The following is a 17228-nucleotide window of genomic DNA, read 5'->3' as shown; positions in this document are numbered from 1 at the left end:
TCCTTTTTAAAATTTCAAACAATTAGGCCCTTAATAACCGACCACCGTTCCTTTTATGTTCCCAAAAGCGTGACACGACCGTCCCAAATTAAATAATTGCCAAATCCGGGGGGATAATATAAGTCTTCCCCAGGAGAAACAGCCCATGACCCAGATTGAATTTTTATTTTTCGGTCCCCCGTGTTTCCGTGTTAACGGTACGGCAGTAAAGATCCGCCGGCGCAAGGCCGTCGCATTGGTCGCCTACCTGGCTGTTACCGCCAAACCCCATTCCAGGGAAAAACTGGCCACCATGTTCTGGCCGGAAAGCGACCCGGCAAGGTCCAGGGCATCACTTCGAAAGGCTCTTTCGCTCATAACAAAGGCGCTGGGCAAGTCCTGGTTGGACATTGACAGGGAGACCATCGGTTTTGTGCCCCATGAAAACCTGCAGGTGGATGTGAACCGGTTCCTGGAACTTACCGCCGTGCTTCCCCGGAGCAAGGGGGAGGGAAAGCGGGACAGCCCAAAGCAGATCAAACCGGAACAGACCAGATCGCAACAGATCAGGGCGTTTGAAGAGGCGGCTCATATCTGCAAGCCTTCTTTTCTTTCGGGGTTCTTTCTCAAAGATGCCCCGGATTTTGAGGACTGGCAGTTGGAACAATCCGAACGGCTAGGCCAGCGGGCTGCTGAAGTCCTGGAATACCTTACCCGGTCAGGGATGGGCCGGGGCGCATATTCACAGGCGCTTTCCCATGCCCGGCAACTGGCCGCCCTGGACCCCCTGAATGAAGGGGCCCAGCGGCTGTTGATCCGCCTTTATGCAAAAACAGGGCAGCCCGGCGTTGCCCTGCGCCAGTATGAAAAATGTAAAACCCTGCTGGAAAAGGAACTGGACGTCCTGCCTGAAGACGAGACAAGGGCACTTGGGGAACGTATCCGGGAAACCGGCAGGAACGGGGAGTTCAAATCAGCCGCAACCCTGCCCCAGATCAGGCTTCCGGCCCAGTCCACACGCTTTGTGGGCCGGAAGGATGAGATAAAAAACCTGGCAGGACTAATGGCAGCATCTGAAGTACGGCTTCTTACCCTGACCGGGCAGGGGGGCGTCGGCAAGACCCGGCTGGCCCTTGAGCTTGCTAAAAATCTTATGGATTATTTCCCCTATGGGGTGTTTTTTATCGGGATGGCAGGCTTAAGGTCAACCGGTGAACTTGCCAGCGAACTGCTCAAGGCCCTGGGGCTTGCCTCGGACAGAAAAACCGGATTGGAAGACCAGATATTTAATTTCCTGGAGCACAGAAAAGTTCTGCTGGTAATGGACAATTTCGAACATCTGCCCCAGGCAGGAGGCCTTGTTCTGGAATTGCTGGCAAAGGCCCCTTTTCTTAAAATCCTGGTCACATCAAGAACCAGGCTCATGCTCGAAGGGGAACATCTTTTCTGCGTATCAGACCTTTCCCGTCCCAGGTTTATTTTGGCTAGCAGTGAAAAGGCAGCTGCCCTATGCCGAGCGAAAAAAACCTGGGATGCGGTTGCCCTTTTCCTTTCCACAGCCGAAAGAATCAGGCCGGATGTAAAACTGAACAAGGATAATTTTCATGCAATATCACGGATCTGCGACCTGACCGGGGGCATGCCCCTTGCCCTGATACTGGCAGCCGGATGGATGGATGTATTCCACCCGGAAGAAATTGCGGACAGGATCCAGGAAAGCCTGGATTTCTTAAAGACCAATATCCGGGATATGCCTAAACGTCACCAGAGCATATCGGCTATGTTTGAAACCTCCTGGTCCTGTCTGACCAAAAAAGAGAAAGACCTTTTGATGAAGCTTGCCGCTTTTCAGCATAGCTTTACGCTTAAGGCGGTGTCCCGGGTTGCGGGAATCGACCCGGAAACCGCAGCACTTAAGACAACGGGGCTGGTAAGAAAGTCGCTTCTCCGGGCAGATCCTGAAACCGGACGTTTTGAAATGCATCCTTTGCTGAGGCAGTATGCCCGAAAACACCTGTCGGCATCCGGCCTAGAGGATGAAATACTGGATGCCCATAAATACCATTACCTATACCTGGCCCGTGAAAATGAGCACGGCTTGATCGGTGAGACAATGTTGGCCTGCCGCAGAAAAATGGATGCGGAATTTCCCAATATCCGTCAGGCATGGCAAAGAGCCGTGGACCAAAAAGATCTTTTTACCCTGCTTCGTGCTGCAAAGGGTGTATACATCTATTTTGACATGCATACCCGGTACCATGAAAGCCGCGCCCTATTTCAACCGGCCAAAGCCCTTGTCATGGAAATGGCCCGTACCGAACCCTGCCCGGATATGTCCCTGATTCTCCTTTGCTGGCTGGATATGGCCGCAAGGCAGCGGCTTTCTGCCCGGCAGACGTCAGAGCTCAAAGAGATGGCCGGGCAGTGTTTAAGGCTTGCCGTAAAACAAAAAGACCGGTCCGGCCGGGCATTTCCCCTTTTGCTGATGGGGGCTGTGGCCCAGAAAGAAAATGCATGGGACAAAGCCATCCGCCTCTTTGGCCTGAGTCTTAAGGTGTATCCCGGCATTGAACAGGCCTTCTGGGTGACGGTCCGCATGGGGTTATGTCGGCAGGCCCAGGGCCGGATGGACAAGGCAATGGAATATTTCTGGCAGGGTCATAAGGCCGGGAGCGAAGTAGGCGATGAGATTAAAAAGGCATGGACCCTGTGCAATATCGGGATCTGCGAACTGGGCAAGGGTAACCTTGAATCAAGCCACCTTCGCCTTCAGGAGGCTGCGGATGCCTTTGGCCGGATCAGGGCACCCTTAGGCATGATGGCCGCATACGAGGAACTGGGCCTGATCTCCCTGCTGAAAGGAGACCTGGCCGGGGCTGAAGCTTTGACCGATTTGGCCCTGGATATGTCAGAAGATTTAGGTCTCGCCCTGTCACGGTTCAGAAATACCCTTGCCCTCAAGGGCGTCATCTTAATTGCAGCGGGGCACCCCGGCCGTGCCGAAACCTTTCTTATCCGGGCCCATGAAAACGGACAATCCTTTTTCATGGCCAGCCTGGGAATGACCTTTCTTGCCTGTTTGAAAAAAGATCCGGCATTGGCCAAATTCCACTTGGGGGCAGCTGCCGCCACCCTGCCGTTGGTTCATAAACCCCACTTGAATCTTTTGCACCTGCTGGCCAGGGCCTGGGTTTTGGTTGTGGACAGCCAGGACCTGCAAGCAGCAAAGACCCTGGATTTAATCTGTCATCACCCACTAAATCTTTCCGGGCTTTTCCGGGTCTGGGACCTGCCCGGGCAGCTTCTTTGCCAACTGAAGTCCAGGGGTGAAGATGCTTAATTACAACAATCAAAATGAACCGGTCAAGCCGGTTATTTGAAAACGTTTACGGCGGCTTCGCCGCCTGAAATCGCGGTGCTGACTGAGGCCTGCACCGCGATTATGCCTTGAAATTTAATTAATCCCCTCAATTAATAATCACAATGAAAATATAGGAAAGTTTAGTAATAGAAATTATTAAAGGGATCGAATATTTTTTAGAAACAGTTGAAAATCATCCCCAAGCATTAAAAAAATAGAAGAATTACCTCCTGTATGGATAGAAAATGTATTAATCGTTGAAGATAAACCAATGAGATCTTTAAAAAACGCTGAACAATGCCAATCGTTGATGCCAGAATTTGGTAGATACATTTATTAATCAAACAGAAGGGTATAGCAAATGCACAAATACAAACAGATGGTCACGCCTGCCCCTCCCCACAGGAGCCCATGTTGTGACCAATCTCCAAAATGCCATGAGCCGGGAAAAGAGATTTGGTATTTGAGTATTAGTTATTTATAGTTATTAGCAGTAATTTTAAAAAATCAAAAAATGATTATATATAAAAATATAAAATACAAATCAAAATTAACTTGAAATAACCACAACAACGATGTATGTTTCGGTCAGCGTAACATTAATAAGAGGAATTTATGTCTGCATCAACAAAATTATCAAATTCAGTAAAAGCACTGTGCTTCATGGCCCGCACCTGGCCGGAACCACAAACCAGCAGTGCCATTTCCCGCTATACCGGGATTAATGCATCCAAGGTCCGAATGCTTTTGTCCGCCCTTGCCAAAGGTGGATTGCTCAAAACCATCCAAGGGCCTTCCGGGGGATTCATGTTCCTTAAAGATCCCATGGAAATTGATCTTCAGGAAATTTATTGCGCACTGGAGGATCGAAAGGCCTTTCATCTGGATGTCACCGCTGATCCGCTTCATGATAAGCAGGAAACCACCCTTGTGAACGGTTACTTTCTGGATTTGTTCGCTGATATCCAGGTGGAAATTGAAGCAAAGATGAAAAAAATAAAATTGTCCCACATTATTGAAGAAATTGACAACAGAAAAAAAAGCGCAGCGTCGAAGGATAAATGTTTCGCGTAAACACCCCCCTTTATCTGATCCGATGGGTGGGACACCGGTCAGGGAAGAGATGACGTATCGACGATGCCTTTTCAAGGGAGAAATGAAATGACATTCATGGAAAAACTGGGATTAAAGGATATGAATCAGGGCGCATCCACGGGCCTGAACTGGAATGACACCAAGGATCAGGGAACCCTTGACATTGTATCTCCGGCAGATGGACAAAAGCTTGCATCTGTGTATCTGGCATCCCAAGCCGATTATGAAAATATCATTGAACAGGCGGCCAAAGCCTTTATCCAATGGCGAAGGATTCCGGCTCCCCAGAGGGGAGAGGTGGTACGTCAGATCGGAAATGCCCTACGGGAAAACAAAGCGGATCTGGGAGCTCTTGTTTCCTGTGAAATGGGCAAATCCCTCCAGGAAGGCCAGGGCGAAGTGCAGGAAATGATCGATATCTGCGATTTTGCCGTGGGTCAGTCCCGCCAGCTGTATGGGTTTACCATGCATTCGGAACGCCCGGAGCATCGACTTTATGATCATTACCATCCCCTGGGTATCGTGGGTATCATTTCCGCCTTTAACTTCCCCGTGGCCGTATGGTCCTGGAACGCGATGATGGCGGCGGTATGCGGGGATACAAGTGTGTGGAAGCCCTCTTCTAAGACACCCTTGACGGCCATTGCCGTTCAGAATATTCTTAAACCGGTGATCCAGGCAAACCAACTGCCGGAAGGCCTTTTCAACGTGATCGTAGGACGAGGTGCAGATGTGGGCGAGCGCATGCTGGACGATAAACGGGTGCCGCTGATCTCCATCACCGGTTCCACACGGGTGGGACGTCATGGGGCAGAACGCATTGCAAGACGGTTCGGGAAATCCATTCTGGAGCTGGGGGGAAACAATGCAATTATTCTGACACCCGCCGCGAACCTGAAACTGGCGGTGCCGGGCATTGTTTTTTCCGCCGTGGGCACGGCCGGGCAGCGCTGCACCACCACCCGCCGGGTCATTGTCCATGAATCCATCTATGACAATGTGAAAAATCTTCTGGTCAAGGCCTATGAATCTGTGAAAATTGGGACTCCCATGGATGAAGCCAACCACATGGGACCGCTCATTGATACCGGAGCCGTGGCCGATTATCTCAAAGCCCTTGATCGTTTGAAAGAAGCAGGTGGAACTGTCCTCACCGGCGGTTCCGTGCTCCAAGGGGAAGGGTTTGAATCGGGTTGCTACGTGACCCCGGTGATAGCTGAAGCTGAAAACCACTATGACATCGTCAGGGAAGAAACCTTTGTGCCGATACTCTACCTCATCAAATATACCGGAGATGTGGAGGCTGCCATTGCCCTGAACAATGAGGTGGATCAGGGGCTTTCCTCAGCTATTTTCACAGACAGTCTCCAGGAATCAGAGGCATTTCTTTCCGCCGCCGGTTCCGACTGCGGCATTGCCAATGTCAACATCGGTACTTCAGGGGCCGAGATCGGAGGTGCCTTTGGCGGGGAAAAAGAAACCGGCGGTGGGCGTGAATCCGGCTCTGATGCCTGGAAGGGATACATGCGCCGTCAGACCACCACCATCAATTACGGAAAAAGCCTTCCCCTGGCCCAGGGCATTAAATTTGATATTTGATTTGGGGCTTGAGCATAAACTCTGACACCCGTCACAGCTGGCTGGCCGACGGGGTCAGACTATGTGGTATGAGAGCCTGAGTTTTTTATCAGGTTCTATTTTTTTGATAACTATCTGTGTTTCAAGGCAAATTTCAACGAAAGCCTCCATAATGCAAATCTGCCCCCCCATATGGCCCATGTTGTACCTCCCCCCCATAAGCACGCAAGATAATGAACCTTGCAGTCCTGATTGAATCACAGTTTAAAAACTGATGAAGATATTGAAATATCTACCTATTTTTTCCTTGGAAGACCAATTAAAAATGGAAAATATTTTTTAATCACATCTGCCACGGGGAGTAAAATCAGGATGCTTACAACGGCATAGGCAATGGAAATCAAAATGGATTTTTCCTTGATGCTTGATGGTATTTGAAATCCATACACAAGGATTGCCGTTAAAAAAGGAAATACCAGCAAATGCAGAGGAAAAATAATCAGGGTGCTATCTCCGATTTTTGATATCAGGCGGTTGGGCGGAATCTGCATGGCCATGAGGCTCCAGAATAAAATTCCGGATAAGGACCCGGCATAAAAATAAAAATAATTTCCATAATTTCCGGCCACCACGGCCACCTTGCCATTTACAAAACTGCATGAAGCATAGCAGGCCAGACAGATGACGGTAAGGTACCATTGCAGGGCAGGACGTTTCTGAATATCACCCATTAAAACTTCCCGGCACAGATACCCAATACCGTAAAACACCACCATGGACAGGGCAATATCAATGTTCCATGGCAGCCTGAAACCATCGGGGGGGTTAATCCAGGTGTCCAGGTATCCTGAGATGGAAAACAGCAGCAGCGTCACAATAAGCCAGAACCTTGAGGGCATTTTTAAGATGAAGAAAAAAAGGATTTCCGTGATAAAAAGACATAGAAAAAACCACAATACTGTGTTGTGATCCATCCAGTGGTTGATGCCATTGCCGTAAAAAATGCCGATGAAGGTTCGAAGAGGGCTTATGGCCAGCTGGGCCTGACTGCCGAAGTGGCGAAAGAGAAAAAACCATAAAATATAACTTAATATAGAGAAGTTAAAATAGGGAATCAGGCGACTTATGACCTTTTTTTTCACATAGGTTCCAAATGGGATGTCTTTAACAGTTTCCTTCACAAGAAGTCCTGACATCCAGAAAAAAATTGGCATGTGAAAGGAAAAAATTAACCGCTCCACCGGTTTGGGCAGACCAATGGTGTGGCCGATGACCACCATGAAAATGGCCATGGCTTTCAGGGTGTCGATCCAGATAATGCGATGGTTCATGATGAAATCTCCTGCGTCTTTTAGGCCGGCATAAATGGACAGCCGACGTTCCGGGGCCGGATTGGTTGGCCGTTGGGGACGGCATCATGGCATTCTCATGCCCCATTGGCTCACCCAGGAATGGTAAAACACAGATCATCTCGCATCAGAAAGGGGCAAATTTCAGGAGAGGAATTTTCTCAATTTTCGTTCTGCGGTGCTTAAATGCCTTTCCAGAACTTCCTGGGCCTTTGAAATATCTTTTGCCTTGAATGCTGCCAGAAGATCCCAGTGATCCCTCTGGGAGACGTCTGAACCTTCCAGGGTATCATAATAAATGACCAGAAAGCGGGACACATTGTTATGAAGGGTCTGAATGGTATTCACAAGCAGGGGCATAGCTGAGGATTGATACAGGGTTTTATGAAATTCCCAGTTGAGATCGGTCCACTGGCTTTTGTCGTTTTCATTGTCAATGATTTCAAGGACACTCTGGGCCCGGATAATATCCCGCACCGGGATGACAGGGATGGCATTGGCGATGGCAAGATTTTCCAGGACAATGCGCATAAGAAAAATTTCTTTAATTTCAGCCAGGGATAGACCAGACACCACGGCACCCCTGTTAGGCATGAACGCCACCAGTCCCTCGGATTTCAATTGAACCAGGGCTTCACGCAGGGGGATTTTACTGACTTTGAGTTTTTTGGCAATCTGATCCTGGCGCAGGGGTTGATTGACCTTGTACTCTCCCTGGAAAATTGCTTCTCTCAAGGTATCGGCAATGAATTCTGAGGTGTTACCGATATGTCTGGAACGGCTTGATGATTTTTCATTCATGTCCGGGACATTATAACTGTATACGTTTTTTGTCAATGCCTGTTATGCGCCTTCCCGTGTAAAAGGGAGGGATTGATCATAACTGATTAAAAAGTGTGGATACTGTTGAAGGGGATGAAAAAGGGGATACGCCGCCCGGGCTTGATCTGTTTTGTCAGCACGTCGTGCCGCGTCCACTGGGCCGTCAGTTCCACGGTATCCATTTTAATGATGACATCATAAAAAAATCCCCTGGAAATTAGCCGGGTGACCACCCCTTCCATGGCGCAGCAGGTGTTTTCCGGTCCGGGGTTGTCATGGAGAATGGATTCGGGTCTCAGGGCCATGTGACGATCTTCGCATCGGGGCAGATTGCCGTTTTGACGGAACAGCGGAGCCAGGGCCGGGGTGGACGCGGCCCGGACATAGATGTTTTTCATGCCGGTGAATCGGGCGGTAAAAGCAGAATTGGGCTTCTCAAACAAATTTTTTATGGTGCCCGTCTGTTCAATGGTACCGTTACGGATGATGGCACCGTTTTTTGCCAGAAAAAGAACGTCCGAAAAGCTGTGGGAAACCATGATAAAGATGGAAGAGAACTCCAGGTGCAGCCGCTTTAACAGGTTTTTCAGGTCATCCTGGAGCATGGGATCAAGGGCAGACAAGGGTTCATCTAAAAGCAGTATCCCAGGGTTAAGGATCAGTGCCCGGGCCAATGCCACTCTCTGTTTTTCCCCACCGCTCAGGGTTTTTGGGTATCTATTCAGCAAGCGTGACAATTCCATCTGATCCACCAGCTGATCAAATCGTTTAACTGTCCCGGCCCGGGGAAGGGCATGGTATCGGACCCCATAAAAAATATTTTGTTTCACGGTCATGTGGGGAAACAGGGCAAAATCCTGATAGACAATTCCCATGTTTCTTTTTTCCGGGGGAAGGGTGTTAACATTCTTATTGTCAATGGAAACGATACCCGAGGAGATGGGCATCAATCCCATAATGGCTTCAAGAAGCAGGGATTTTCCTGATCCCGTAGGGCCAAGGATGGCAAAAAAATCATTGCTCGGGATGGACAGACAAATGTTTTTCAGGGAAAAAGCTGGCAGGGTCACACAGACATCATTGAGATTGATCATTATCTTTCCCCTCTTTCCCTGGAGAGCAGACGCATGGAGATAAAAAGCAATAAAGAAATTAAAATAAGCCAAAAGGCAACGCACTGGGAGTATTTCAGCCCATAGGCCGTGAATCGTTCATAGATGAGCACCGGGGCAGTCATGGGGTGGTAGGCCACGATGACAACGGCTCCGAATTCGCTGATGGCCCGGGCCGTGCACAGCACCGCCCCAAGCATCATGTGCCGCCACACCAGGGGCAATGTTACCCTAAAAAAAGTGGATGTCATCCCCGCTCCCAGGCTGCGCGATGCTTTTTCCAGCCGCAGGGGGATGGTTTCAAACCCTGATTTCACGCTGTTCACGTAAAAGGGGGCACCCACAAAGATCAATACAGTGACAATACCGGTGAGAGAGCCCATGATCTCCACATTAAAGAAGGTAAGCATCTTGCCCGGCAGGGTATTGCGCCCGAAAAGGCTTAAAACGGCGATACCAATGACCGGGTGAGGAATCATGATGGGAAGATCCACCAGCCCTTCGATGATGTTTTTCCCCCTGAAGGATTTACGGGCCAGGATATATGCAAGGGGAGTACCAAAAATCACTGCTGCCAGGGTTGCACAAAGGGCGGTCATGAGACTTCTTAACAGGGCCTGCTGTACGGTTTTTTCCCGGATGGTTGAGATCAGGTCTGCCATTTCAGGCATGGTGATCATCCTGCCAAGGGGCAGGATGACCAGGAGAACCAGGGGGAGGCTTAAAAGGATGGCGAAAAACCAGAAAGCATCGGAACCCCTGGTGAGGGAAGGCGATTTCAAAATGGATCTAATTTTTAACCTCGACAAGCTCCTGCAGAGATACCGGCAGGGACGTTTTTATCGCTTCTGAGGTGATCCTTGCCGGAATAAACGGAGGCTGGCCCATATCTTCCAAGATCTTAAGTCCACCCTCTGGGGAGAGCAGGTAGTGAAGGAATGCTTCGGCGGCTTCGGGGTTGCTGCTGTTCTTTATCATGGTGATACCGTAGGTGCAGGATTTACCGTTGAGGATTTTCCAGGTGCCCGGTTTTTTGCCGGTGACCTTTACCTCGGCCTGTTTGTAGAAGGCATCATATTTATAATTGCCAAGGTTGATGTGATCATCAAGCTTTACATATTTAAGGCCGTGCTGTACCGCCACAGAGAGGTATTCCCAGGCGTAGTCCATGTTGCCGGTTTTTAAAAGATTGACAAGTTCCACGGACTTGGGACGGACATTCTTCATGGGGCGGTTGGAAAGGAGTTGTTCATACAGTCCCGGGATGTTATAGAACTTTTCCGCCAGCTGCAGCACCATAATGCTTCTATAACCGCAGGGGTCAAGATTGGGGTCTGAATGGCCCCATATCACGCCCTCTTTTTTGAGAATTTCGTACCAGTTGTCCGCCGTTATGGTGTCGCTGTGTTTACTCTGATCTGTATAGCAGAGCACCAGCTGGTTGGTTGCAAAACGGATGTTCCAATCGGCAAAATCAGGAATCAGGTTGCCGTCGATCACCTTGTAATCGGCCGATGCCATGATATCCGCGGGTTTTCCCACTTCTGAAATGAGCCGGGCCATTTTGGTGCTGCCGCCAGCTTCCCTTAGGAGATCAACCCCGGGGAACTTGGCTTCAAAGGCTTTTTCCATGGCTGCAAAGGGTACGGAAAGGCTGCCTGCATGGAACATGATCAGTTTGCCGGTGGGGGCCGCCTGGAGGGAGGTCGCCTGGAACACCAGAATAAGGAAAAATGTTATTATAAAGCGTAATGATTGTATGGCATGGTTGGATTTCATGTGATCTCCCTTTAATTCACCCTTTTGTTGTAAATACCGGTTCTGACACCGTCATTAAAATTAATCTCCTGCCACGGGCAGACCCATATTCCGGTTCCCGACAGCAATCTTTTTTTATAAAAAAAATAAACTACAACAGGTTCCTTTTCAAAAAATGAGTATATACCCATTTCCTCTAATAATTCTCATCTTTGAAGTCAAGGTAAATCTGTAAATTTGGAAAATCATGGATTGGAAATCACCGATATCAACCATGGATAACTTATTAAAGAGGCACAAGAGTTCCCAGACCCATTATTCTTGCTTTTTCAAGGATAAGAGTGCCCACGGCCAAATCCTGCACGGCATTGCCCACAGATTTAAAAAAGGTGATCTCTTGTGGGGTCAAGCGGCCCTGTTTCTTACCGGAAACAACTTCCCCCAGCTCTGCCATTATATGAGCAGCTGTGATGATACCGGCGGTAATGGGCTGGATGATATCACCGGCTTCGGCACAGCACCCTTCTTTTTGATCCACAAACAGCCGGGAACGTTTCACCGTTTCCGGCGGAACTTCACACATGTCCGGGCGATAGGAGCCAACGGCGTTGATGTGGGTCCCGGATCTTACCATGGCATCTTCAAACACCGGGGTCAGAGAGGTGGTGGCCGTGCAGATGATGGAGGATTCGGCAAGGGCCGTTGCCGGTTCCGAAACCGATACCTGAACACAGAGTCGTTCCGACATTTCCCCGGCAAATTTTTGGGCACTTTGGAGGGAACGGCTGATAATATGGACTTTTTTTATGGTCCTCACAGCACACACGGCTTCAAGCTGGGTGCGTCCCTGAATCCCGGCACCGATGATGGTGACAATGCCTGCATCTTCATGGGCCAGCAGATCCGTTGCAAGACCGCTGGCAGCCCCCGTTCGTATGGCTGTTAAAACTTCACCGTCCATGATGGCAAGGGGCCTTCCCGTGGCGGCATCAAGTATCTGCACCATGGCATGAATCAGGGGCAGGTTTTGTTGTGGATTGCTTTCAAAAACTGTAACTGTCTTAAGCCCGATCTGACGGTTTTGGGGAAGATACACCGGCATGAACAATGCCGTACCGTGGGCTTCGGGGATGGACATCTGGGTTCTCAAGGGAACCTGGGCCTCGTGGGAAGAGAGCTGGGCAAAGGCCCCCTTCATGGCATCAATGGCCGATGGCATGTCAAGGCAGGCGGCCACTTCCGCTGCCGATAGAATCAGTATCTCATTTGTCGTCATTGCATCTCCTTACAACAGATCGTGGTTTTTTTGCGTGGGATAAAATCTTTTGATATTAAACTACATGACTGTTATCATAATAAGATGATTTTAACACAGCTGTTTTGTCAAAGGATAATTTTAAAACTTGAACCTGACCCCCAACGAACGCAAAACATTTTATCTTCATCTTGCCTACGCCCTTCTAAACGGTGTGATCCAGGGCGTGCTAGCCCTCAACGAATTTGTCTTTATAAAAAGCCTCCACGGTTCCAACTTTCAACTGGGATTCCTCTTTCAGTTCAGCGTGGTGGTGTTCGCCTTTCTGTTTATTTTAAATGAATTTCTAAAACGCATTGTCAACAAGAAAAAGCTTCTGAAGGTGGTGGGTATCATCAGTCATCTACCCATGGCTTTTCTTGTCTTTTTTCCCCATGCCTACCCTACCCCCATATATAATTATCTGTTTCTCCTGATATTTCTCATATATTATATGGGATGGCCGGTGACCCTCCCCCTGATTAACCTGTTCTTGAAAAACAGCTACAGTCACGCCCATTTTTCGACCCTGTTCAGCTATGCCACTTCGGTGAGCAAGGTGACCATGCTGGTGGTCACCTTTGGGTATGGGCTGCTCCTGGACCTTGACAACTACGTGTTCACTTGGATTTTTCCCGTGGTGTCACTGCTTGGCATCGGGGCGATTTATCTTTTCACCCGCATTGAATACCGGCAACCGCCTCCGCCACCGGAAATCCTTACCCGGGGGATAAAGGCCTCCATCCGGCAGTCGGTTGCAAACATGGTGGATATTTTACGAAGTAACTCAGCCTACCGACATTTTGAAATCGGGTTCATGCTCTACGGCATCGCCTTCATGATCTCCATCACGGTGATCACCATTTTGTTTGATGAGTTGCTGCACCTGAATTATGCCAGCGTGGCCTTTTATAAAAACGGATACAACGTGGTGGCAATTTTATTGCTGCCGCTTTGCGGGAGGCTTCTGGGCAGGGTGGATCCACGGATCTTTGCCGGGATCACCTATCTTGCCATGTTTTTCTATATCGTCTCCATTACCCTTACGGAATTTTTTCCGTTTAATTTTGAAATATGGGGTATCCAGGTGTATTATATGCTGGTATCGTACATGTTGTTTAATGGTATGTTTGTGGCGGGCATGGCTCTTTTATGGACCATCGGGTCTGCCTATTTCTGCAGAGATGAAGACACAGCAGAGTATCAGTCCCTGCACCTTTCCCTGGTGGGTGTCCGAGCACTGTTTGCTCCCCTCGCCGGTGTGTGGCTTTATCAAATGATCGGTTTTGCCGGTACATTTTCCATTGCTGCAGGTTTGCTGGTTATGGCCATGGGGGTTATGGTCTGGTCTTATAAAAAATTTTGAGTCACAATTGGCATACCAGGGAATTGGTCACAGCATGGGCCACATGGTGATGGGGTCGGCTTGATCACAATTAAGCAGGAGAGCAGGAAAATGGGAATACGCCCGTTCCCCAGCTCTGACTTGAAACCTGCCGGTGTTTTTTTTACAATAATAATGTGGCATCCTTCATTCCCAGTTACGCTTTCCATCACCCCCATGGGAATGGAAATTTACAAAAAAGTGTAAACTACTTTGCAGGATAAATAATGGATGTCAATAATGTTTATCTGAAATGGAGATTGCCATGGAAAAACGTGATGTGGAATATGCCATTATTGGTGTGGGCACAGCAGGGCTGGGGGCATTCAGCCGAATTCGAAAACAGACGGACAGTTTGCTGTTGATTCAACATGGACCCTACGGAACAACCTGTGCCCGTGTGGGGTGTATGCCCAGTAAAATGCTGGTTACCGCATCGGATCTGGCCCATGCCATTGATGGCGGAAGCTTTTTCGGTATTGATGCCAGCTATCATGTGAATGGCAAGCGTCTGTTTGAGAGGATTCATAAGGATCGTAGGGAAAAATTTGTTGGTGGTGTTTTAAGATATGTCGATTCCATTCACCCTAAATTCAAGGTTGAAGGGCAAGCCACATTCATCAATCCCCAAACCATTGATGTGGATGGCCAATTGCGGATCAAGGCAGACAAAATCATCATCGCCTGCGGTTCCACACCTTATGTGGCCCCGATCTTTGCACCGTTACGCCACGAACTGGATACCAGCGATACTATCTTTGAGCTTGATGATCTTCCCCGGTCCATGGCGGTTGTGGGCCTTGGCGTGATCGCCCTTGAAATCGGGCAAGCATTTCACCGCCTCGGAGTTAAAACCACCCTGTATGGCCACACGGGTCGCATTGGCGCATTTACCCATCCCGATATGCAAAACGAGGTGATGCAGGCCATGCAGCAGGAACTCGATATCATCCCTCAGGGAGAATTTACCAGTGCAGTCAAGGTGAAAGATGGATATGAACTTACATATCTCACCCCGGATGGTGAGACAATAACAAAAACCTATGAGCGGGTACTCATGGCCAGCGGCCGCCGATCCAACCTTCGAACCATGAATCTTGAAAACTCAGGACTTGTTCTTGATGACCGGAGCTTACCGCTATACGATCCTTTAACCATGCAGTGTGGTGATTCGCCAGTGTTTATATGTGGTGATGCCACGGAGGATCTGCCCTTGTGGCATGAAGCCTATATTGAAGGTAGAATTGCTGCTGACAGTGCCATTGATTTCCCTTTACGTAAAGAGGGCAAAAGAACCCCGGGAATGGGAATCTATTTCACCGATCCTCAGATGGCTTGTGTCGGTGCGGTTTACAGCGCACTGGATCCGGGACAGACTGTCATGGGACAGGCCCGAATGGACAGCGGACCGCGTCATAAAATTTATAACGATCACCAGGGGATGATGCAGGTCTATGTAGATAAAAGCAGCGGCATATTGCTGGGGGCGGAAATCTTCGGCCGTGGAGCCGAGCACATGGCCCATACCCTGGTTCTGGCCATTGAGCATGGCCTGACAGTTGAGGATATCCTGCAGATGCCGGTCTATCATCCCTCGTTGGAAGAAGTAATGAAGACGGCGTTGACCAATGCATTGTTTAAATTGAAGTAAGGTCAACCCCCATCATAAATTTGGCGTGGCAGCATAAGCCCCCCTTGATTTACCTTGACACACATGAATTCACAATACTAAAATACGAACATAGGGTGTGAATATCCGGGCTGTCGGCTCCTGATTCCAAACCTATGTTCCATCCTTCTGCTTACGCCCCTGTCCTTGATCAGCATACCCATGCTTTCATTACCTTTCTTTTGTCTGTCAAACGGAAACAGCCATACCCTTTGAAGCAATTCAGGGCTTGATCACACCATCTGTCACCAGTGATAACTTGTGGTCAGAAGGACCAAGCCCCTTGAGTTATCAAAACACCATCAACGTTTTTTACAAAGGAGGCAACCATGAGAATCCAACCCCAGAAAATTATGTGTGCCATGGATTTTTCCGATTACAGCCCCACTATCCTTTCCTATAGCGTGGCATTGTGCAAAGAGTTTGGTGCCCGGCTTTTCCTGTGTCATGTGGTGATGGATGTTCCCATCATTCTGGCCAACAGCACAAGCTCACTGGACCCTGTGCAGCTCCAGAATCATCATAACCAGGCTGCTTTGGAAAAACTCGAAAAAATGTCAGTTGATCTTCCCGTTCCCCATGAACTGGTCATTGCCAAGGGAAATGCCGCCGACGAAATCAGCCGCATCGCCAGGGAAAAAAAGATTGATCTGGTGGTCACCGCCACCCAGGGCCAGTCCGCCATGGCCCGCCTGCTCATCGGTTCTGTCACGGAAAAACTGATGAAAACCGTCCATTGCCCCCTTCTGATACTCCACACACAGAAGCATACCTTCATTCCGGCCCCAGACCACACCATTAAAATGGACAAAATTCTTGTGGGATGTGATTTTTCCCCGGATTCCCGGCTTGCCTTTGATTACGGCATCAGTCTGGCCCAGGAATTCCAGGCCACCCTGCACCTGATTCATGTCATCAAGCCCACAGAAAACCTTGATTTGAAACAGGATAACGAACTGGACATCAGCCCTGGGGACTATTACCGCCTAACCTCATCACGCAATTACATGGAAATGAGCCCCGAAAAACGCCAGGAAAAACTCAGGCGAATCAGAGAGATCAGAAACAGACTCACCCAACAGCTCCACCGCATGGTCCCCGAGGACAGTCGCCATTGGTGCACCCCGGAAACCATGCTGCTGGATGGCGAACCCTACCGGGAACTGATCCAGTATGCCCGGGATGAAGATATGGATCTGATTATTCTGGGCATCCACGGCCATACGCTTTTGGAAAAACTCATGGTGGGCTCCACCACCCACCGTGTCATTCGTCAATCCCCCTGCCCGGTACTGGCAGTACGACAGACTTCCTGACTTCTCCACACCGGGCCCTGGACATTGCTTGCCAGGGCCCCTTCCTGAATACACATGGCCCACCACCACATCTCGTTGCCTCTTTAAAGCCGACAGAAATAAACAGATTCCTTCATTCCCGGGGCAATTATAAAATACCGATGATAAAAAATATAAAGGGCTTGACAGCAATAAACTCGACTGGTATGTCTTTGTGTAAACTGTGATACTTCTATGGTATACTACGGATTGAAGTTTTAAGATCGACATGCTCAAGTCCATTCCCGGAGGAAATGGGAATACGGATCCCGAAGGCAATAGAAGCTTTGGCTTTTGTTACAACCATATGTTTGTAACGGCATGGACGTACCCGTAACGGCTCGATGGAAAAACAACACTCTTTAGATCCCATGGCAACCCATGACTCGATGAAAAAGGAAATAAAAAATGACGGATAAAAATTTAGATCATGGTTTATGGGCGGCCACAGCGCCGGCAGCCCCTGTACTAAACCGCTTTGAAGGAGATAAAG

Annotated in this window: 13 protein-coding genes; 6 read left to right on the top strand and 7 right to left on the bottom strand. The window is 49.0% G+C overall.

Annotated elements, in window-relative coordinates; all coding sequences use genetic code 11:
* The first annotated feature begins 145 nt into the window (after positions 1 to 145).
* The 3 genes from ACYQ2M_RS15130 (at position 146) to amaB (ending at position 6034) form a co-directional block, all read left to right on the top strand.
* On the top strand, positions 146 to 3319 hold the full coding sequence (locus ACYQ2M_RS15130) for an AfsR/SARP family transcriptional regulator (RefSeq protein WP_459917201.1): 3174 nt from the start codon (positions 146 to 148) through the stop codon (positions 3317 to 3319).
* 636 nt (positions 3320 to 3955) lie between these two features.
* A complete protein-coding gene (locus ACYQ2M_RS15125; protein WP_459917200.1) occupies positions 3956 to 4414 on the top strand; it encodes an RrF2 family transcriptional regulator in 459 nt (152 codons plus the stop codon).
* An 87-nt stretch (positions 4415 to 4501) separates the two neighbouring features.
* Positions 4502 to 6034 carry an L-piperidine-6-carboxylate dehydrogenase gene (gene amaB, locus ACYQ2M_RS15120; RefSeq protein WP_459917199.1) on the top strand — a complete coding sequence of 511 codons (1533 nt, stop codon included), beginning with the start codon at positions 4502 to 4504 and terminating at the stop codon, positions 6032 to 6034.
* A 275-nt stretch (positions 6035 to 6309) separates the two neighbouring features.
* Here the strand turns inward: amaB and ACYQ2M_RS15115 are convergent, their stop codons facing one another.
* The 6 genes from ACYQ2M_RS15115 to ACYQ2M_RS15090 form a co-directional block, all read right to left on the bottom strand.
* A complete protein-coding gene (locus tag ACYQ2M_RS15115) occupies positions 6310 to 7344 on the bottom strand; it encodes an acyltransferase family protein (protein WP_459917198.1) in 1035 nt (344 codons plus the stop codon).
* Positions 7345 to 7506: 162 nt separating this feature from the next.
* Positions 7507 to 8199 carry a GntR family transcriptional regulator gene (locus tag ACYQ2M_RS15110; protein WP_459917197.1) on the bottom strand — a complete coding sequence of 231 codons (693 nt, stop codon included), beginning with the start codon at positions 8197 to 8199 and terminating at the stop codon, positions 7507 to 7509.
* Between the two features lie 50 nt (positions 8200 to 8249).
* The gene (locus ACYQ2M_RS15105) at positions 8250 to 9278 is read right to left on the bottom strand and encodes an ABC transporter ATP-binding protein (protein WP_459917196.1); all 1029 of its coding nucleotides are present in this window, start codon (positions 9276 to 9278) and stop codon (positions 8250 to 8252) included.
* Entirely contained in the window at positions 9278 to 10105 is an 828-nt protein-coding gene (locus tag ACYQ2M_RS15100; protein ID WP_459917195.1) for an ABC transporter permease, read from the bottom strand. Before ACYQ2M_RS15100 ends, ACYQ2M_RS15105 begins: the two co-directional genes overlap by 1 nt.
* On the bottom strand, positions 10086 to 11075 hold the full coding sequence (gene wtpA, locus ACYQ2M_RS15095) for a tungstate ABC transporter substrate-binding protein WtpA (protein ID WP_459917194.1): 990 nt from the start codon (positions 11073 to 11075) through the stop codon (positions 10086 to 10088). Before wtpA ends, ACYQ2M_RS15100 begins: the two co-directional genes overlap by 20 nt.
* A 265-nt stretch (positions 11076 to 11340) precedes the next feature.
* Positions 11341 to 12330: an ornithine cyclodeaminase family protein gene (locus ACYQ2M_RS15090; RefSeq protein WP_459917193.1), complete on the bottom strand. Its 990-nt coding sequence runs from the start codon at positions 12328 to 12330 to the stop codon at positions 11341 to 11343.
* A 127-nt stretch (positions 12331 to 12457) separates the two neighbouring features.
* On the opposite strand from ACYQ2M_RS15090, the gene ACYQ2M_RS15085 reads away from it, so the two are divergent.
* The 3 genes from ACYQ2M_RS15085 (at position 12458) to ACYQ2M_RS15075 (ending at position 16717) form a co-directional block, all read left to right on the top strand.
* Positions 12458 to 13714: an MFS transporter gene (locus ACYQ2M_RS15085; RefSeq protein ID WP_459917192.1), complete on the top strand. Its 1257-nt coding sequence runs from the start codon at positions 12458 to 12460 to the stop codon at positions 13712 to 13714.
* A 283-nt stretch (positions 13715 to 13997) separates the two neighbouring features.
* Positions 13998 to 15383 (top strand): dihydrolipoyl dehydrogenase, encoded by a 1386-nt coding sequence (locus ACYQ2M_RS15080; RefSeq protein WP_459917191.1) that lies wholly within the window; start codon positions 13998 to 14000, stop codon positions 15381 to 15383.
* 347 nt (positions 15384 to 15730) lie between these two features.
* Entirely contained in the window at positions 15731 to 16717 is a 987-nt protein-coding gene (locus ACYQ2M_RS15075) for a universal stress protein (RefSeq protein ID WP_459917190.1), read from the top strand.
* Positions 16718 to 16928: 211 nt separating this feature from the next.
* Here the strand turns inward: ACYQ2M_RS15075 and ACYQ2M_RS15070 are convergent.
* A partial coding sequence (locus ACYQ2M_RS15070) for a hypothetical protein (protein ID WP_459917189.1) occupies positions 16929 to 17228 on the bottom strand: 300 nt, incomplete at its 5' end.

Source organism: Desulfocicer niacini (assembly GCF_054657595.1).
Note: the sequence above shows the minus strand (reverse complement) of the source record. Positions and strands in the feature narration are given on the sequence as shown.

What these genes read in the sequence shown, in the direction of transcription:
- ACYQ2M_RS15130 (WP_459917201.1), top strand. Translation starts at nt 146, where the DNA reads ATGACCCAGATTGAATTTTTATTTTTCGGTCCCCCGTGTTTCCGTGTT.
- ACYQ2M_RS15125 (WP_459917200.1), top strand. Translation starts at nt 3,956, where the DNA reads ATGTCTGCATCAACAAAATTATCAAATTCAGTAAAAGCACTGTGCTTC.
- amaB (WP_459917199.1), top strand. Translation starts at nt 4,502, where the DNA reads ATGACATTCATGGAAAAACTGGGATTAAAGGATATGAATCAGGGCGCA.
- ACYQ2M_RS15115 (WP_459917198.1), bottom strand. Translation starts at nt 7,344, where the DNA reads ATGAACCATCGCATTATCTGGATCGACACCCTGAAAGCCATGGCCATT.
- ACYQ2M_RS15105 (WP_459917196.1), bottom strand. Translation starts at nt 9,278, where the DNA reads ATGATCAATCTCAATGATGTCTGTGTGACCCTGCCAGCTTTTTCCCTG.
- wtpA (WP_459917194.1), bottom strand. Translation starts at nt 11,075, where the DNA reads ATGAAATCCAACCATGCCATACAATCATTACGCTTTATAATAACATTT.
- ACYQ2M_RS15090 (WP_459917193.1), bottom strand. Translation starts at nt 12,330, where the DNA reads ATGACGACAAATGAGATACTGATTCTATCGGCAGCGGAAGTGGCCGCC.
- ACYQ2M_RS15080 (WP_459917191.1), top strand. Translation starts at nt 13,998, where the DNA reads ATGGAAAAACGTGATGTGGAATATGCCATTATTGGTGTGGGCACAGCA.
- ACYQ2M_RS15075 (WP_459917190.1), top strand. Translation starts at nt 15,731, where the DNA reads ATGAGAATCCAACCCCAGAAAATTATGTGTGCCATGGATTTTTCCGAT.